This window comes from Pelomonas sp. Root1444, from assembly GCF_001426885.1.
Classification (GTDB): Bacteria; Pseudomonadota; Gammaproteobacteria; order Burkholderiales; family Burkholderiaceae_C; genus Pelomonas.
In genome coordinates this window covers 777,192-793,114 of sequence record NZ_LMFP01000028.1, presented here as the reverse complement: position 1 = coordinate 793,114, position 15,923 = coordinate 777,192, and the positions used below count along the sequence as shown (strand labels likewise).

14 protein-coding genes are annotated in these 15,923 nt (G+C 66.8%); 12 read left to right on the top strand and 2 right to left on the bottom strand.

Translation table 11 applies throughout. The features are described from left to right. Positions 1 to 70: 70 nt before the first annotated feature. Positions 71 to 1,597, top strand: coding sequence for a glycoside hydrolase family 5 protein (locus ASD35_RS26780; RefSeq protein ID WP_082580329.1), 1,527 nt, complete (start codon positions 71 to 73; stop codon positions 1,595 to 1,597). A gap of 60 nt (positions 1,598 to 1,657) precedes the next feature. Here the strand turns inward: ASD35_RS26780 and ASD35_RS21355 are convergent, their stop codons facing one another. After that, positions 1,658 to 2,350: a Bax inhibitor-1/YccA family protein gene (locus tag ASD35_RS21355; RefSeq protein WP_056876948.1), complete on the bottom strand. Its 693-nt coding sequence runs from the start codon at positions 2,348 to 2,350 to the stop codon at positions 1,658 to 1,660. Positions 2,351 to 2,442: 92 nt separating this feature from the next. On the opposite strand from ASD35_RS21355, the gene ASD35_RS21350 reads away from it, so the two are divergent. From ASD35_RS21350 to ASD35_RS21325, 6 genes are all read left to right on the top strand, one after another. After that, a complete protein-coding gene (locus ASD35_RS21350) occupies positions 2,443 to 2,844 on the top strand; it encodes a heme-binding protein (protein ID WP_056876947.1) in 402 nt (133 codons plus the stop codon). Positions 2,845 to 3,011: 167 nt separating this feature from the next. Continuing rightward, on the top strand, positions 3,012 to 4,172 hold the full coding sequence (gene carA, locus ASD35_RS21345) for a glutamine-hydrolyzing carbamoyl-phosphate synthase small subunit (RefSeq protein WP_056876946.1): 1,161 nt from the start codon (positions 3,012 to 3,014) through the stop codon (positions 4,170 to 4,172). Positions 4,173 to 4,182: 10 nt separating this feature from the next. Next, positions 4,183 to 4,824 carry a leucine efflux protein LeuE gene (gene leuE, locus ASD35_RS21340; RefSeq protein WP_056876945.1) on the top strand — a complete coding sequence of 214 codons (642 nt, stop codon included), beginning with the start codon at positions 4,183 to 4,185 and terminating at the stop codon, positions 4,822 to 4,824. Positions 4,825 to 4,839: 15 nt separating this feature from the next. Continuing rightward, entirely contained in the window at positions 4,840 to 8,130 is a 3,291-nt protein-coding gene (gene carB, locus ASD35_RS21335) for a carbamoyl-phosphate synthase large subunit (RefSeq protein WP_056876944.1), read from the top strand. A gap of 78 nt (positions 8,131 to 8,208) precedes the next feature. Continuing rightward, on the top strand, positions 8,209 to 8,685 hold the full coding sequence (gene greA / locus ASD35_RS21330) for a transcription elongation factor GreA (protein ID WP_056876943.1): 477 nt from the start codon (positions 8,209 to 8,211) through the stop codon (positions 8,683 to 8,685). Further along, positions 8,685 to 9,131 carry a DUF4149 domain-containing protein gene (locus ASD35_RS21325; RefSeq protein WP_056876942.1) on the top strand — a complete coding sequence of 149 codons (447 nt, stop codon included), beginning with the start codon at positions 8,685 to 8,687 and terminating at the stop codon, positions 9,129 to 9,131. The genes greA and ASD35_RS21325 overlap by 1 nt, the downstream gene beginning before the upstream one ends. Here ASD35_RS21325 and ASD35_RS21320 read toward each other — a convergent pair. Beyond that, entirely contained in the window at positions 9,109 to 9,585 is a 477-nt protein-coding gene (locus ASD35_RS21320; protein WP_056876941.1) for a YhbY family RNA-binding protein, read from the bottom strand. The two genes, ASD35_RS21325 and ASD35_RS21320, sit on opposite strands and share 23 nt — an antisense overlap. 20 nt (positions 9,586 to 9,605) lie before the next feature. On the opposite strand from ASD35_RS21320, the gene ASD35_RS21315 reads away from it, so the two are divergent. From ASD35_RS21315 to pstS, 5 genes are all read left to right on the top strand, one after another. Further along, on the top strand, positions 9,606 to 10,280 hold the full coding sequence (locus ASD35_RS21315; protein WP_056876940.1) for an RlmE family RNA methyltransferase: 675 nt from the start codon (positions 9,606 to 9,608) through the stop codon (positions 10,278 to 10,280). An 85-nt stretch (positions 10,281 to 10,365) separates the two neighbouring features. Further along, positions 10,366 to 12,270: an ATP-dependent zinc metalloprotease FtsH gene (gene ftsH / locus ASD35_RS21310; RefSeq protein WP_056876939.1), complete on the top strand. Its 1,905-nt coding sequence runs from the start codon at positions 10,366 to 10,368 to the stop codon at positions 12,268 to 12,270. A 44-nt stretch (positions 12,271 to 12,314) separates the two neighbouring features. Then, a complete protein-coding gene (gene folP / locus ASD35_RS21305) occupies positions 12,315 to 13,157 on the top strand; it encodes a dihydropteroate synthase (protein WP_056876938.1) in 843 nt (280 codons plus the stop codon). 12 nt (positions 13,158 to 13,169) lie between these two features. After that, complete coding sequence (gene glmM / locus ASD35_RS21300) at positions 13,170 to 14,501, top strand: phosphoglucosamine mutase (RefSeq protein WP_056876937.1); 1,332 nt, start codon at positions 13,170 to 13,172, stop codon at positions 14,499 to 14,501. Positions 14,502 to 14,789: 288 nt separating this feature from the next. Beyond that, on the top strand, positions 14,790 to 15,794 hold the full coding sequence (pstS, locus tag ASD35_RS21295) for a phosphate ABC transporter substrate-binding protein PstS (RefSeq protein WP_235538412.1): 1,005 nt from the start codon (positions 14,790 to 14,792) through the stop codon (positions 15,792 to 15,794). Positions 15,795 to 15,923 lie beyond the last annotated feature (129 nt).

Below are 15,923 nucleotides of genomic sequence, written 5' to 3'. Positions count from 1 at the left end.
AAGGTCGACAAAATAGATAAACAGAGTTGTTTAGCTCTGTTTATCTACAACATCGACCGGAGACAACGGCATGCTCGACCGATCCCATCTCGCCCGTCTGCTGAGCCTGAGCTGGCTCGCGCTCTGTCTTGCGGTGCCCGCGCCGGCCCTGGCCCAGGCCGATGCAGCGCCCGCACTGAAGCGTGGCGTCAACATCGTCGGCTACGACCCGCTGTGGACGGAGCCCGCCAAGGCGCGCTTCCAGCCCCGCCACATGCAGGCCATCCGTGACGGTGGGTTCGACCATGTGCGGCTCAACCTGCACGCTTTCGCCCATATGGATGGCGAGCAACGGTTGTCCGCGCAGTGGCTGAAGACGCTGGACGAGCTGGTGGACGCCGGCCTGAAGGCGGGCCTGCAGGTCATCCTGGACGAGCACAACTTCAACGAATGCGCGAAGCCGGCGGACATCGACGCCTGCCGCGTGCGGCTGAAAGCGTTCTGGCGCCAGATTGCGACGCGCTACAAAAGCGCGCCGGACGCGGTGGTGTTCGAGATCCTGAACGAGCCCAACGGCGCCGCCGACGCGGTCTGGAACGACATGCTGGCCGAGAACCTGGCCATCATCCGCGAGTCCAACCCGACGCGCCGCGTCGTCGTCGGGCCGAAGTTCTGGAATTCCCTGGACCGCCTGGACAGCCTGCGCCTGCCCGAAGGAGACCGGCGCCTCATCGTCACGTTCCACTACTACACGCCGATGGAGTTCACCCACCAGGGCGCATCGTGGACGCCGCAGTTCCAGAAGCTGTCGGGCGTGACCTGGGGCAGCATCGCCGATCGCGAGAAGCTCCAGAAGGACATGGATCGCGTCAAGGCCTGGGCGGACAAGGCGGGCCGGCCCATCCTGATGGGCGAGTTCGGAGCGCTGGAAAGCGCCGGCATGGCGCAGCGCGTGGTCTGGACGTCAGCGGTGGCGGGCGCCGCTGAGTCGCGCGGCTTCGGCTGGTCCTACTGGCAGTTCGACTCCGACTTCGTGCTGTGGGACATGAAGGCCGACGGCTGGGTCAAGCCCATCCATGGCGCGCTGGTGCCGGAGAAGGCCGCGGCCGCTGCGCCCGCCGCATCGGCTGCCGCACGGCAGAGCGACCCGGCGCTGGACTACCTCATCAACACGCCACGCGTGACGACCTGGTCGGTCTACGGCGACGGCCAGTCCAGCCAGCAGGTGCCGTGCGCGGCAACCGGCAAGGTTTGCCTGCGCATCGCGCTGGCATCGAGCAAGCCCAACGTCTGGGACATCGGCGCCGTCGCACCGCTGCAGGGCAGCATCTCCAAGGGCGACAAACTGCAGGTTGTCGCCTGGGCGCGGCTGGACACCGAGGACGCCAAGGCCCAGGTCGTCGTGCCCATGCTGCTCCAGGTGGGCGCGCCGCCCTACACGGCGGTGGTGTCCGGTTCCGTGACGCTGACCAGCAAACTCGAGGCCATCGCCATCGGCGGCGTGGCAGCGGAGAGCTTCGCAGGCGGCACGGTCAACCTGGCGCTGCAACTGGGCCAGGTCGGCCAGCCTGTCGTGCTCAGCGCACCCTTCGTGCTGAAGAATTACAAGCCGCAGTAGGCGGCTGCCGCCGAAAAGAAAGGCGGCCGAGGCCGCCTTTTTCATGGTGGTTGGCCTTGCTCAGTCGCGGTCACCGCCGAAGATGCCGAGCAGCGACAGCAGGCTCTGGAACACGTTGTAGATGTCCAGGTAGATGGCCAGCGTCGCACTGATGTAGTTGGTCTCGCCGCCGTCGATGACGCGCTTGATGTCGTACAGCATGAAGGCCGAGAACACGCCCAGCGCCAGCACCAGGATGGTCAGCATCAGCGCCGACGACTGCAGGAAGATGTTGGCGATGCCGGCCACCATCAGGATGACGGCGCCGACGAGCAGGAACTTGCCCATCGAGGACAGGTCGCGCTTGATGACGGTGGCCAGGCTGGCCATCGTGAAGAACACCACCGCGGTGCCGCCGAAGGCCGTCATGACCAGCGAGGTGCCGTTCTTGTAGCCCAGCACGTGGCCGACCAGGCGCGACAGCATCAGGCCCATGAAGAAGGTGAAGCCGAGCAGGGCGGCGACGCCGACGGCGCTGCCCTTCGTTTTCTCGACGACGAACATCAGCCCGAAGGCGCCAACGAAGAAGACCAGCGCGCTCATGCCCGGGCTCATGGTGGCGAACAGGCCGGTCGCGACGCCGATCCAAGCGCCCAGCACCGTGGGTACGAGGGACAGGGCCAGCAGCCAGTAGGTGTTGCGCAGCACGCGCTGACGGTCGGCAGCAAGGCCCGCACTGGCATAGCCGTATTGGGTTTGCAGGCTTTCGTTCATGGCGATCCTCCGAAGGACGAATGGGAAACTGGCGCCGATTCTAGGCCGGTGCCGGGCAGCTACATTGGGATTCCCTCCTCGAAAGCAAGACCATGAAACAGCAACTCCAACTCGAATTCGCCGACGTCAAGCGCATTGCTGCGGCTGCCGAGGCTCACGCCCAGAGCAAGGGCTGGGCGGTGACGATTGCCATCGTCGATGCGGGCGGCCATCTGCTGTCGCTGCAGCGGCTCGACGGTGCTTCTCCCAGTTCGGCTTTATTTGCGCCCGCCAAGGCGCACACCGCGGCACTGGGCCGGCGTGAGTCCAAGGTGTACGAAGACATGATCAACGGCGGTCGCCAGTCCTTCCTCAGCGTGCCCGGCATGCATGGCCTGCTGGAGGGCGGCGTGCCGATCCTGGTGGATGGCCAGTGCGTCGGTGCGGTGGGTGTGAGCGGCGTCAAGTCCAGCGAAGACGCCGAGATCGCCAAGGCGGGCATCGCGGCACTTTGAGCCGTCACGAGCCGGTCACGAAGCCTCGGTACTAACCCCAGTCGGCTATACTCGATGGGTTTACCTGAACCCCATCGCTGCCCGGCGCCAAACCCCTCGGTTTCTTCAAGTTGATCCGTCTTCAGACGGGTTGATGCTGGGCACGCGCCCCACTTGCGGAGACCTTTGTGCTGGCTGACCTGCTCCACCCCCCTCAAGCAATCCTGGCATTGGCGGATGGGACGGTGTTCCGAGGCCAGTCCATCGGCGCGACCGGCCAGACCGTCGGCGAAGTGGTGTTCAACACCGCGCTGACCGGCTACCAGGAAATCCTCACCGACCCCAGCTACTGCAAGCAGATCGTCACGCTGACGTATCCGCACATCGGCAGCTACGGCATCAGCGAAGAGGACGTCGAGGCGAGCAAGGTCTTCGCCGCCGGCCTGGTCATCAAGGACCTGCCGCTGCGTGCGTCCAACTTCCGCTCCGGCAAGACGCTCGACGCCTACTTGCGTGACCAGGGCACGGTGGCCATCGCCGGCCTGGACACCCGCCGCCTGACGCGCGTACTGCGCACGAAGGGTGCACAGAACGGCTGCATCCTGGCACTGCCCGCGGGCCAGGCCCTGACGCAGGCGGACATCGACGAAGCGGTCGCCCAAGCGAAGGCCGCGCCGTCGATGGCGGGCCTTGACCTGGCCAAGGTCGTCAGCCGCACCGAGAGCGAAGCCTGGACGCAGACCGAGTGGAAGCTCGGCAGCGGCTACGGCGAGCAGACGACGCCGAAGTACCACGTCGTCGCCTACGACTTCGGCGTCAAGAGCAACATCCTGCGCATGCTGGCCGAGCGGGGCTGCAAGGTCACCGTCGTGCCGGCGCAGACGCCTGCCAGCGCAGTGTTCGACCTGGAGCCGGACGGCGTGTTCCTGTCCAACGGCCCCGGCGATCCGGAACCCTGCGACTACGCCATCAAGGCCACGGCCCAGTTGATCGAATCCGGCATCCCGGTCTTCGGCATCTGCCTGGGCCACCAGATCCTGGCGCTGGCCTCGGGCGCCAAGACCTTCAAGATGAAGTTCGGCCACCATGGTGCCAACCACCCGGTGAAGGACCTGGACAGCGGCCGGGTCGGCATCACCAGCCAGAACCACGGCTTCGCGGTCGACCCCGAGACGCTGCCGGCCCAGCTGCGCGCCACGCACATCAGCCTGTTCGACGGCACGCTGCAGGGCATCGCCCGCACCGACAAGCCGGCCTTCAGCTTCCAGGGCCACCCGGAAGCCAGCCCCGGCCCGCACGACATCGCCTACCTGTTCGATCGCTTCATCGGATTGATGGCCAAGGCCTGAGGACGCGCAGATGTTCGGCATCACCGACCTCGGCACCTTCCTGGCGGCTGCGATCTTCATCATCCTGCTGCCGGGGCCCAACTCGCTGTACGTGCTGTCCGTCGCCGCCCAACGCGGCGTGCGTGCCGGCTACACGGCGGCGTGCGGCGTGTTCGTGGGCGACACGGTGCTGATGACGGCCGCGGCCGCGGGCGGCGCGTCGCTGCTGATGGCCAGCCCGCAGATCTTTTTCGTCGTGAAGATGGTCGGCGCCGTCTACCTGGGCTGGATCGGCCTGCAACTGCTGCGCGGCGCGGTGAGCAGCTGGCGCGGTGATGCCAAGGCCGACGCGGCGCCGCGCGCCGTCGACGCGAGTCAGCCCTTCCGCAAGGCGCTGGTCGTCAGCCTGCTGAACCCCAAGGCCATCGCCTTCCTGCTGTCCTTCTTCATCCAGTTCGTCGATCCGGCCTACCCGCATCCCGCGCTGACCTTCCTGATCCTGGGTTCCATCATCCAGGGCTTCAGCTTCCTCTATCTCTCGACGCTGATCTTTGCCGGCGCCCGCCTCGCAGCGGCCTTCCGCGCGCGGCGTCGACTCTCCGGCGCCGCCAATGCCGGCGTCGGTGCACTTTTCGTTGGGTTCGGGGCCAAGCTGGCCACGGCCACGCTCTAAGCAGACTCGCAAGCCATGCCAAAACGTACAGACCTCAAGAGCATCCTCATCATCGGCGCCGGCCCGATCATCATCGGCCAGGCCTGCGAGTTCGACTACTCCGGCGCCCAGGCCTGCAAGGCGCTGCGCGAGGAGGGCTACAAGGTCATCCTGGTCAACAGCAACCCGGCGACCATCATGACGGACCCGGACACGGCGGACGTCACCTATATCGAGCCCATCACCTGGCAGGTGGTCGAGAAGATCATCGCGAAGGAGCGCCCGGACGCGGTGCTGCCGACCATGGGCGGCCAGACCGCGCTGAACTGCGCGCTGGACCTGCACAAGCATGGTGTGCTGGCCAAGTACGGCGTCGAGATGATCGGCGCCAACGAGACGGCCATCGAGAAGGCCGAGGACCGCCTGAAGTTCAAGGACGCGATGACCAAGATCGGCCTGGACTCGGCCAAGTCGGGCATCGCGCACACGCTGGAAGAAGCCTGGGCCGTGCAGAAGCGCATCCACGCCGAGATCGGCGGTGCCGGCTTCCCGATGGTCATCCGCCCGAGCTTCACGCTCGGCGGCTCCGGCGGCGGCATTGCCTACAACCCGGAAGAATTCGAGACCATCTGCAAGCGCGGCCTGGACCTGTCGCCGACCAACGAGCTGCTCATCGAAGAGAGCCTGATCGGCTGGAAGGAGTACGAGATGGAAGTCGTCCGCGACAAAGCGGACAACTGCATCATCGTCTGCTCCATCGAGAACCTGGACCCGATGGGCATTCACACCGGTGACTCCATCACCGTGGCGCCGTCACAGACGTTGTCGGACAAGGAATACCAGCTGCTGCGCAACGCGTCCCTCGCCGTGCTGCGCGAGATCGGCGTGGATACCGGCGGCTCCAACGTGCAGTTCTCGATCAACCCGAAGAACGGCCGCATGATCGTCATCGAGATGAACCCGCGCGTGTCGCGTTCGTCGGCGCTGGCATCCAAGGCCACCGGCTTCCCCATCGCCAAGGTCGCGGCCAAGCTGGCCGTCGGCTACACGCTGGACGAGCTGAAGAACGACATCACCGGCGGCGCCACGCCGGCGAGCTTCGAGCCCAGCATCGACTACGTCGTCACCAAGATCCCGCGCTTCGCCTTCGAGAAGTTCCCGATGGCCGACTCGCGCCTGACGACGCAGATGAAGTCCGTTGGCGAGGTGATGGCCATGGGCCGCACCTTCCAGGAGTCGTTCCAGAAGGCGCTGCGCGGCCTGGAGACCGGCATCGACGGCCTGACCGAGCGCTCGACCGACCGCGAGGAGATCGTGCAGGAGATCGGCGAAGCCGGCCCCGAGCGCATCCTGTTCCTGGCCGACGCCTTCCGCATCGGCATGACGCTGGACGAGATCTACGAAGAAACGGCAGTGGACCCGTGGTTCCTCGCGCAGATCGAGCAACTGATCCAGATCGAAGGCGACCTGAAGGGGCGCAGCATCGAGTCCATCACCGAGGCAGAACTGCGCCTGCTGAAGAGCAAGGGCTTCTCGGACAAGCGCCTGGCCAAGCTGCTGGCCACCCACCAGCATGCCGTGCGCGAGCGCCGCCATGCGCTGAACGTGCGGCCGGTCTACAAGCGCGTGGACACCTGCGCCGCCGAGTTCGCCACGCAGACCGCCTACATGTACTCGACCTACGAGGGCGCTTTCGTTGGTGATCAGGCCGAGTGCGAGGCCAACCCGACGGACAAGAAGAAGATCATGGTGCTGGGCGGTGGCCCGAACCGCATCGGCCAGGGCATCGAGTTCGACTACTGCTGCGTGCACGCCGCGCTCGCCATGCGCGAGGACGGCTACGAGACCATCATGGTCAACTGCAACCCCGAGACCGTGTCGACCGACTACGACACGTCGGACCGCCTCTACTTCGAGTCGGTCACGCTGGAAGATGTGCTCGAGATCGTCGACAAGGAAAAGCCGGTCGGCGTCATCGTGCAGTACGGCGGCCAGACGCCGCTGAAGCTGGCGCTGGACCTGGAGCGTGCCGGCGTACCCATCATCGGCACGACGCCTGATTCCATCGACATCGCCGAGGACCGCGAGCGCTTCCAGAAGCTGCTGCACGCGCTCGGCCTGCGCCAGCCACCCAACCGCACCGCGCGTACCGAGGAGCAGGCCGTCACGCTGGCCAACGAGATCGGCTATCCGCTGGTCGTGCGCCCCAGCTACGTGCTCGGCGGCCGCGCGATGGAGATCGTGCACGGCGACAAGGACCTGGAGCGTTACATGCGCGAGGCCGTGCGCGTCAGCGAAAAGTCGCCCGTGCTGCTGGACCGCTTCCTGGAAGACGCGGTCGAGGTCGACGTCGACTGCATCGCCGACGCGGCGGGCGACGTGATGATCGGCGGCATCATGGAGCACATCGAGGCGGCGGGCATCCACAGCGGCGACTCGGCCTGCTCGCTGCCGCCCTACACGCTGGCGGCCGACCTGCAGGACGAACTGCGCCGCCAGACCGCCGCGATGGCCAAGGCGCTGAAGGTCGTCGGCCTGATGAACGTGCAGTTCGCCATCCAGGGCGACGTGACCGCCGGCCTCGCGGCCTGCACGGTCTACGTGCTGGAAGTGAACCCGCGCGCCTCGCGCACGGTGCCCTACGTGAGCAAGGCCACCGGCCAGCAGCTCGCCAAGATCGCCGCGCGCTGCATGGCCGGCCAGAAGCTGCAGGACCAGCGCGACCGCAAGGGCCGCGTGCCGGCCGAGGTCATCCCGCCGTACTTCAGCGTCAAGGAAGCCGTCTTCCCGTTCAACAAGTTCCCGGGCGTGGACCCCATCCTCAGCCCCGAGATGCGTTCGACGGGTGAGGTGATGGGCGCCGCCCGCACCTTTGGCGAGGCGATGCTGAAGAGCCAGATCGGCGCCGGCTCGCGCCTGCCGCGCCAGGGCAACGTGCTCATCACCGTGAAGAACAACGACAAGGCCCGAGCGGTCGCCATCGCCAAGGACCTGCACGCGCTGGGCTTCGGCATCGTCGCGACGCGCGGCACGGCCGCCGCCATCACGGAAGCCGGCGTGCCGGTCAAGCTGATCAACAAGATCAAGGACGGCCGCCCGCACATCGTCGACGCGCTCAAGGGTGGCGACATCCAGCTCGTCTTCACGACGGTGGACGAGACCCGCACGGCAATAGCCGACAGCCGCTACATCCGCCAGGCGGCATTGGCCAGCCGCGTGACCTACTACACGACGATGGCCGGCTGCGAAGCCGCGGTCGAAGGCATGAAGCACCGTGACGGCCTGACCGTGCAATCCCTGCAGGAACTGCACGCCGAGCTGGCTTAAACTACAGGCCATCGATTCCGCCGCAGCAGCCCGACCGGGCCGCAGCGGCGGAACTCTTTTTGCCTATCGAGTTTTGACATGACGACCATTCCCCTGACCAAGCGCGGCGCCGAGGCGCTCAAGGCCGAGCTGCACCGCCTCAAGACCGTCGAGCGTCACGCCGTCGTCCAGGCCATTGCCGAGGCGCGCGCCCAGGGTGACCTGAGCGAGAACGCCGAGTACGACGCTGCCAAGGACAAGCAGGGCTTCATCGAAGGCCGCATCCTCGAGATCGAAGGCAAGCTCGCCGCGGCGCAGATCATCGACCCGTCGACGCTGGATGCCGGTGGCCGCGTGGTCTTCGGCGCGACGGTGGACCTCGAGGAAGAGGCCAGCGGCACCGAGGTGACCTACCAGATCACCGGCGACGACGAGGCCGACATCAAACTGGGCCGCATTTCCGTCGGTTCGCCCATCGCGCGCGCGCTGATCGGCAAGGAAGCCGGCGATGTGGCGGAAGTCCAGGCGCCCGGCGGTATCAAGCGCTACGAGATCGTCGAAGTCCGCTACGAGTGATGTTGGCCCGCGTTCAGGCGCTGCTGGCCGCCCTGTGGGGCGGCTTTTTGCTGTGTGTGGCCTTCGGCGCCGCGCCCAGCGCCTTCGCGGTGCTGGAGCGGGCGCAGGCCGGCGCGCTGGTCGCGCGGCTGTTCAACATCGACGCCCAGGTCAGCCTCGCGGCAGCGCTGATCCTGATGCTGCTGGAGCGCCGCCGCCAGCGTGATGCCGCCGAAGCGGGTGCCGCGGGTGGCATCTTCTCCGCGGCACTGCTGCTGCCGGCCGTGGCGTTGTTCTGCACCATTGCCGGCTACTACGGCCTGCAGCCCTTGATGGCACAGGCGCGGACCGGGGCGGGCGTGGCCTCGTTCGCGGCGCTGCACGGCGCCTCGCTGGCCTTCTTCGCGGTCAAGGGCCTGGCCGTGCTGGCCCTGGCCTGGCGCCTTACTCCGCCGCGTTCTTCTTGACGCTGACCATGCGGCGCTTCTTGGCGCGCTTGATCTCGCCGCCCTGGGTCACGCGCTGGTTGCCCATGACCTTGACCTTGTTCACCTGGGGGCGGCCATTGCCGCTCTTGGAGAACTTGACGATCTTGACGACGCGCGGACCGGGCATGGTGTCGCTGCGCTCGGCGGCGGCTTTTTCCGGGATCGGGCGCCACAGCACCAGCAGCTTGCCGATGTGCTGGATGGGCGCGGCATTCAGCTCGTCGCAGAGCTGGGCGAACATGGCTTCGCGGGCCGTGCGGTCGTCGCCCAGCACCCGCACCTTGATCAGGCCGTGCGCATTGAGCGCGGCATCGGTTTCCTTGACGACGGCGGGGGTGAGGCCGTCGCCGCCGATCATCACGACCGGGTCGAGATGGTGAGCATCGGCGCGCTTGTCCTTGCGCTGGGCAGGAGTCAGGTTGATTTGGGGCATCTGCCTATTATCGTTTCCGCATGAAAACTCAGACCAAAAGCAAAAAGCTCAACAAGGCGTGGTTGAACAACCATGTGTCGGATCCCTATGTGCAGCAGGCGCAGAAAGACGGTTATCGGTCTCGCGCGGCTTACAAGCTCAAGGAGATCGACGAAGAGCTGAAGCTGATCCGCCCGGGCCAGGTCGTCGTCGACCTCGGGGCGACGCCGGGGGCCTGGAGCCAGTACCTGCGCCGCAAGTTCGCACCCAAGGAGGCGGGGCAGGGCGGCGCGGCAGTGGGGCAGCTGAACGGCTCCATCATCGCGCTGGACCTGCTGGAGTTCGAGCCCATCGAGGGCGTGCATTTCATCCAGGGCGACTTTCATGACGAAGCCGTCTACGCGCAGCTCGAAGCGGCGCTCGCCGGCCGGCCGGTGGATGTGGTGGTGTCGGACATGGCGCCCAACCTGTCGGGCATTGCTTCCACCGATGCCGCCCGCATCTCCGGCCTGGTGGAACTGGCGGTGGACTTTGCCGGTCAGCACCTCAAACCCGACGGCGCGCTGGTTGCCAAGGTCTTCCATGGCAGTGGTTACAACGAGCTCGTCCAGCTGTTCCGGGAGCGCTTCAAAACCGTCAAGACGGTCAAGCCCAAGGCCTCGCGGATACGGTCTTCCGAGACATTCTTGGTCGGCCTCGGGCTGAAACACCCCTGATTACAGGGTCGGACCCCTTGCCGACCCTAAAATCGCCCCCACTGTCCTGAAACCCGCGCTGGGCCATCAGGGCCAAGGAGTCGTAGTGAACAATCAATGGTTTTCGAAGTTCGCCGTCTGGATCGTGATCGCCCTCGTGCTGTTCACGGTCGTCAAGCAGTTCGGTGGAGCGACGGCGCCGGGCAATCAGATCGGTTACTCGGAGTTCCTGGATGAGGTGCAGGCGCGCCGCATCAAGCAGGTCACGCTGACCGAAGGCGGCGCCAGCGGCGCCGAGATCATGGCCGAGACGACCGACGGCAAGAAGCTGCGCGTCACCGCCACCTACCTCGACCGCGGCCTCATCGGCGACCTGCGCAACAACGGCATCAAGTTCGACGTCAAGCCGCGCGAGGAGCAGAGCTTCCTGATCAGCATGCTGATCAACTGGACGCCGATGCTGCTGCTGATCGGCGTCTGGGTCTACTTCATGCGTCAGATGCAAGGCGGCGGCAAGGGCGGGGCGTTCAGCTTCGGCAAATCCAAGGCCCGCATGCTGGACGAAGCCAACAACACCATCACCTTCGCCGATGTCGCCGGTTGCGACGAAGCCAAGGAAGAGGTGAAGGAACTGGTCGACTTCCTGAAGGACCCGCAGAAGTTCCAGAAGCTGGGCGGCCGCATCCCGCGTGGCGTGCTGATGGTCGGCCCTCCCGGCACCGGCAAGACGCTGCTGGCCAAGTCCATCGCCGGCGAGGCGAAGGTGCCCTTCTTCACGATCTCGGGTTCCGACTTCGTCGAGATGTTCGTCGGCGTCGGCGCGGCGCGCGTGCGTGACATGTTCGAGCAGGCCAAGAAGAGCGCCCCCTGCATCATCTTCATCGACGAAATCGACGCGGTCGGCCGCCATCGCGGGGCCGGCCTGGGCGGTGGCAACGACGAGCGCGAGCAGACGCTGAACCAGATGCTGGTCGAGATGGACGGCTTCGAGACCAATCTCGGCGTCATCGTCATCGCGGCGACCAACCGCCCGGACATCCTCGACCCGGCCCTGCTGCGCCCCGGTCGCTTCGACCGCCAGGTCTACGTGACGCTGCCGGACATCCGCGGCCGCGAGCAGATCCTGAACGTGCACATGCGCAAGGTGCCCATCGCCCAGGACGTCAACGCGTCCATCCTGGCCCGCGGCACGCCCGGCATGAGCGGCGCGGACCTGGCCAACCTGGTGAACGAGGCGGCGCTGTTCGCGGCGCGCCGCGGTGGTCGGCTGGTCGAGATGATCGACTTCGAGCGCGCCAAGGACAAGCTCTACATGGGCCCCGAGCGCAAGAGCATGGTCATGACCGAGGACGAGAAGCGCGCCACCGCGTATCACGAGTCCGGCCACGCCATCGTCGCGGAGATGCTGGAAGGCACCGATCCGGTCCACAAGGTCACCGTGATGCCGCGCGGCCGCGCGCTGGGCGTGACCTGGCAGCTGCCCGAGCGCGACCAGTACAGCAAGTACTACAAGCAGATGCTCAACGAGATCAGCATCCTGTTCGGCGGCCGCGTCGCTGAGGAACTGTTCCTGAAGGACATCTCCACCGGTGCGTCCAATGACTACGAGCGTGCGACCCGCATCGCCCGCGACATGGTCACCCGCTACGGCATGAGCAATGTGCTGGGCCCCATGGTGTATGCCGAGAACGAGGGCGAGGTCTTCCTCGGCCGCAGCATGACCAAGACGGCCAACATCAGCGAGAGCACGCAGCAGAAGGTGGATGCCGAGATGCGCCGCATCCTCGACGAGCAGTACGCCGCCGCCAAGAACATCCTGGAAGTCAACCGCGACAAGGTTGAGGCGATGACCGACGCGCTGATGAAATGGGAAACCATCGACCGCGACCAGGTGCTGGACATCATGGCCGGCCGTCCGCCGCGTGCGCCGGACGACAAGCCGTCGACGCCCAGCGGCCCCGCTGGTGGCACGCCCCCGGTCAGCACCGACGGCGCACCGGCCGCAGCCTGATCCTCACCCAACCGACGGGCCCGGCTTCCACCGGGCCCTTTTTTATGCACTGGCAGACCCGCCGCTTCCGCATCGACCTGGGCAGCCCCCGGGTGATGGCCATCGTCAATGTGACCCCCGACTCCTTCTCGGACGGTGGCCGGCATGACGACACACGCGCGGCCATCGCGCATTGCGAGCGCCTGGTGGCAGAGGGCGCAGACATCCTGGACATCGGCGGCGAATCCACGCGCCCGGGCGCGCCGCGCCTCGACGCTGACGCCGAATGGGCGCGCATCGCCGGCGTCCTCGCCGCTGCCGTGACGCTCGGCGTGCCCGTCTCGGTCGACACCTACAAGCCGGAGATCATGCGGCGCGCGCTGGACGCCGGCGCGGACATCGTGAACGACGTGCAGGCCCTGCAGATGCCCGGCGCGCTGGCGGCCGTCGCGGGCAGCGGCGCGGGCGTCTGCCTGATGCACATGCGCGGCGAGCCGGCGTCCATGATGGACCTGGCGGTCTATGACGACGTCGTCGCCGAGGTCGGCGCCTTCCTGGCGCAGCGCGCCCAGGCGGCGCGGGGCTCGGGCATCCCGGCCGATGCCATCGCGCTGGACCCCGGCTACGGCTTCGCCAAGAACGCCGGGCACAACCTGCGCTTGCTGGCCGGCCAGCAGCGGCTGACCGGGCTGGGGTACCCGCTGTTGGTGGGCTGGTCCCGCAAGCGCACGCTGGGCGACATCACCGGCCGGCCGGTGGACCAGCGCCTGGCCGCCAGCCTGGCCGCGGCGCTGCGGGCCGTCAGCTCGGGCGCCAACGTGCTGCGTGTGCACGATGTCGCCGCGACGGTGGACGCCCTCAAGGTCTGGGCTGCCGTCGATGCGGCGAAAATCGCGTCCATCGAATAAAGGAAGAGTTCAATGGGCCGCAAGTATTTTGGAACCGACGGCATCCGAGGCACGGTCGGCCAGGCGCCAATCACACCGGACTTCATGCTGCGCCTGGGCCATGCCGTCGGCCGCGTGCTGCGCAAGGCCGGCAACCGCCCGACCGTGCTGATCGGCAAGGACACGCGCATTTCCGGCTACATGATCGAGTCGGCGCTGGAAGCCGGCTTCGCCTCTGCCGGCGTCAACGTCCTGCTGACCGGCCCACTGCCCACGCCCGGCGTGGCCTACCTGACGCGTGCGCTGCGCCTGGACCTCGGTGTCGTCATCAGCGCCTCGCACAACCCCTTTGCCGACAACGGCATCAAGTTCTTCTCCGCCAAGGGTGAAAAGCTGCCCGACGCCTGGGAGCTGGCGGTCGAGGCCGCGCTGGACGAGGAACCCCAATGGGTGGACTCCGCCAGCCTGGGCCGCGCCAAGCGCCTGGAGGATGCACGCGGCCGCTACATCGAGTTCTGCAAGAACAGCTTTGGCTCCGACCTGACGCTCAAGGGCCTGAAGATCGTCGTCGATGCGGCCCATGGCGCGGCCTATCACGTCGCTCCGGACGTCTTCCACGAGCTGGGCGCCGAGGTCGTCGCGATCGGCTGCAAGCCGGATGGCTTCAACATCAACGCCGGTTTCGGCGCCACCTCGCCTGGCGCGCTCGTCGAGGCCGTCAAGGCCAACGGCGCCGACTACGGCATCGCACTGGACGGCGACGCCGACCGCTTGCAGCTGGTGGACGCCAGTGGCCGCCTCTACAACGGCGACGAGCTGCTCTATGCGATGGTCACCGACCGCCTCAGCCAGGGCCTGCGCGTGCCCGGCGCGGTCGGCACGCTGATGACGAACATGGCCGTGGAGCTGGCGTTGCGCTCGCGCGATGTCGAGTTCGTACGCGCCAAGGTTGGCGACCGCTACGTGCTGGAGGAACTGGCTGCGCGCGGCTGGCAGCTGGGCGGCGAGGGTTCGGGCCACCTGCTGGCGCTGGACAAGCACACCACCGGCGACGGCATCGTCAGCGCGTTGCTGGTGCTGCAGTCCGTCTGCCGCAGCGGGCGCAGCCTCGCCGAACAGCTGCAGGGCGTCGACATGTTCCCGCAGACGCTGATCAATGTGCGCCTCGCCGCCGGCCAGGACTGGAAAGGCAGCACCCGCCTGGCTGAGGAGCAGGCCGCCGTCATTGCCGAACTGGGCAACAAGGGCAGGGTGCTGATCCGTGCCTCGGGTACCGAGCCGTTGCTGCGCATCATGGTGGAGGCGTCGGATGCCGCACAGGCCCAGCGCTGCGCGCAGCGCCTGGTGGACGCGATCGCCGCCTGAGGCTGGTCGCACACGATTCAAGCCGCCCGAGGGCGGCTTTTTCGTGGCCGGTCGACGTTGAAGGCCAACATGACGCCGCCGTGAATCACAGATGACGTTGTCACAAAGCCCTTCCAACGCCTTCACAGAGCGTGTTGGGCGCGCTCCAATGCCCGGATGCGAGACGGCGGTGGTCACGCGGACGTCACATTCGATCCCTAGGATGCCGCTCATTGTCAAAACCGCTTGCGGAAGGTGTCTCAGATGAACTTTGTCCAGGTCAGCAGGTCCCTCGCCCTCGTTGCCACCATGGCTGGTCTTTCCAGCGCCCAGTTGGCCCATGCCCAGGACGTGACCGGCGCCGGCGCCACCTTCCCCGCGCCCATCTACGCCAAATGGGCCGATGCCTACAACAAGGCCAGCGGCGCCCGCATCAACTACCAGTCGGTCGGCTCCGGCGCCGGCATCCGCCAGATCAAGGCGAAGACGGTCGACTTCGGCGCCTCCGACATGCCGCTGAAGGACGAAGAGCTGGCCAAGGATGGCCTGGTGCAGTTCCCCACCGTCATCGGCGGCGTCGTGCCGGTCGTCAACATCAAGGGCATCGCCCCGGGCCAGATCAAGCTGACCGGCGCCGTGCTGGCCGACATCTACCTCGGCAAGATCACCAAGTGGAACGACGCGGCCCTCACGGCGTTGAACCCTGGCGTCCCGCTGCCTGACGCCGCCATCGCCCCGGTGGCCCGCGCCGACGGCTCGGGCACAACCTTCATCTTCACCAACTACCTCTCCAAGGTCAGCGAGGACTGGAAGAGCAAGGTGGGCGAGGGCACGACGGTCAAGTGGCTGGCTGGCACGGCCGGCAAGGGCAACGAGGGCGTCGCCGCCTTCGTGCAGCGCCTGCCCAATGCCATCGGCTACGTCGAGTACGCCTATGTGAAGCAGAACAAGATGACCTATGTCCAGCTGAAGAACAAGGACGGCCAGTGGGTCAACCCCAGCGACGACGCCTTCAAGGCCGCCGCGGCCGGTGCCGACTGGGCCAAGAGCTTCTACCAGATCACCACCGACCAGCCCGGCAAGGCCGCCTGGCCGCTGACCAACCCGACCTACATCCTGATGTTCAAGTCGCAGGACAAGGCCGCTCAGGCCAGCGCCGCGCTGAAGTTCTTCGACTGGGCCTACGCCAATGGCGACAAGATGGCCGACGACCTCGATTACGTGCCGCTGCCCGACAGCGTGAAGAACCTGGTGCGCAAGCAGTGGGCCGACCAGATCAAGGACACGGCCGGCAAGCCGGTCGCCTTCAAGTGAACCCAGGGCGCTGACCGCATGGCCCGGCATCGCCGGGCTTTGCCTTTGTCGCCGCGCCCTCTCTTCTGACCCGTCCTTCCGGAGGTTCCTTGGCAGCCATCCTTCCCGCCGGTGATGCCGGCATCGACC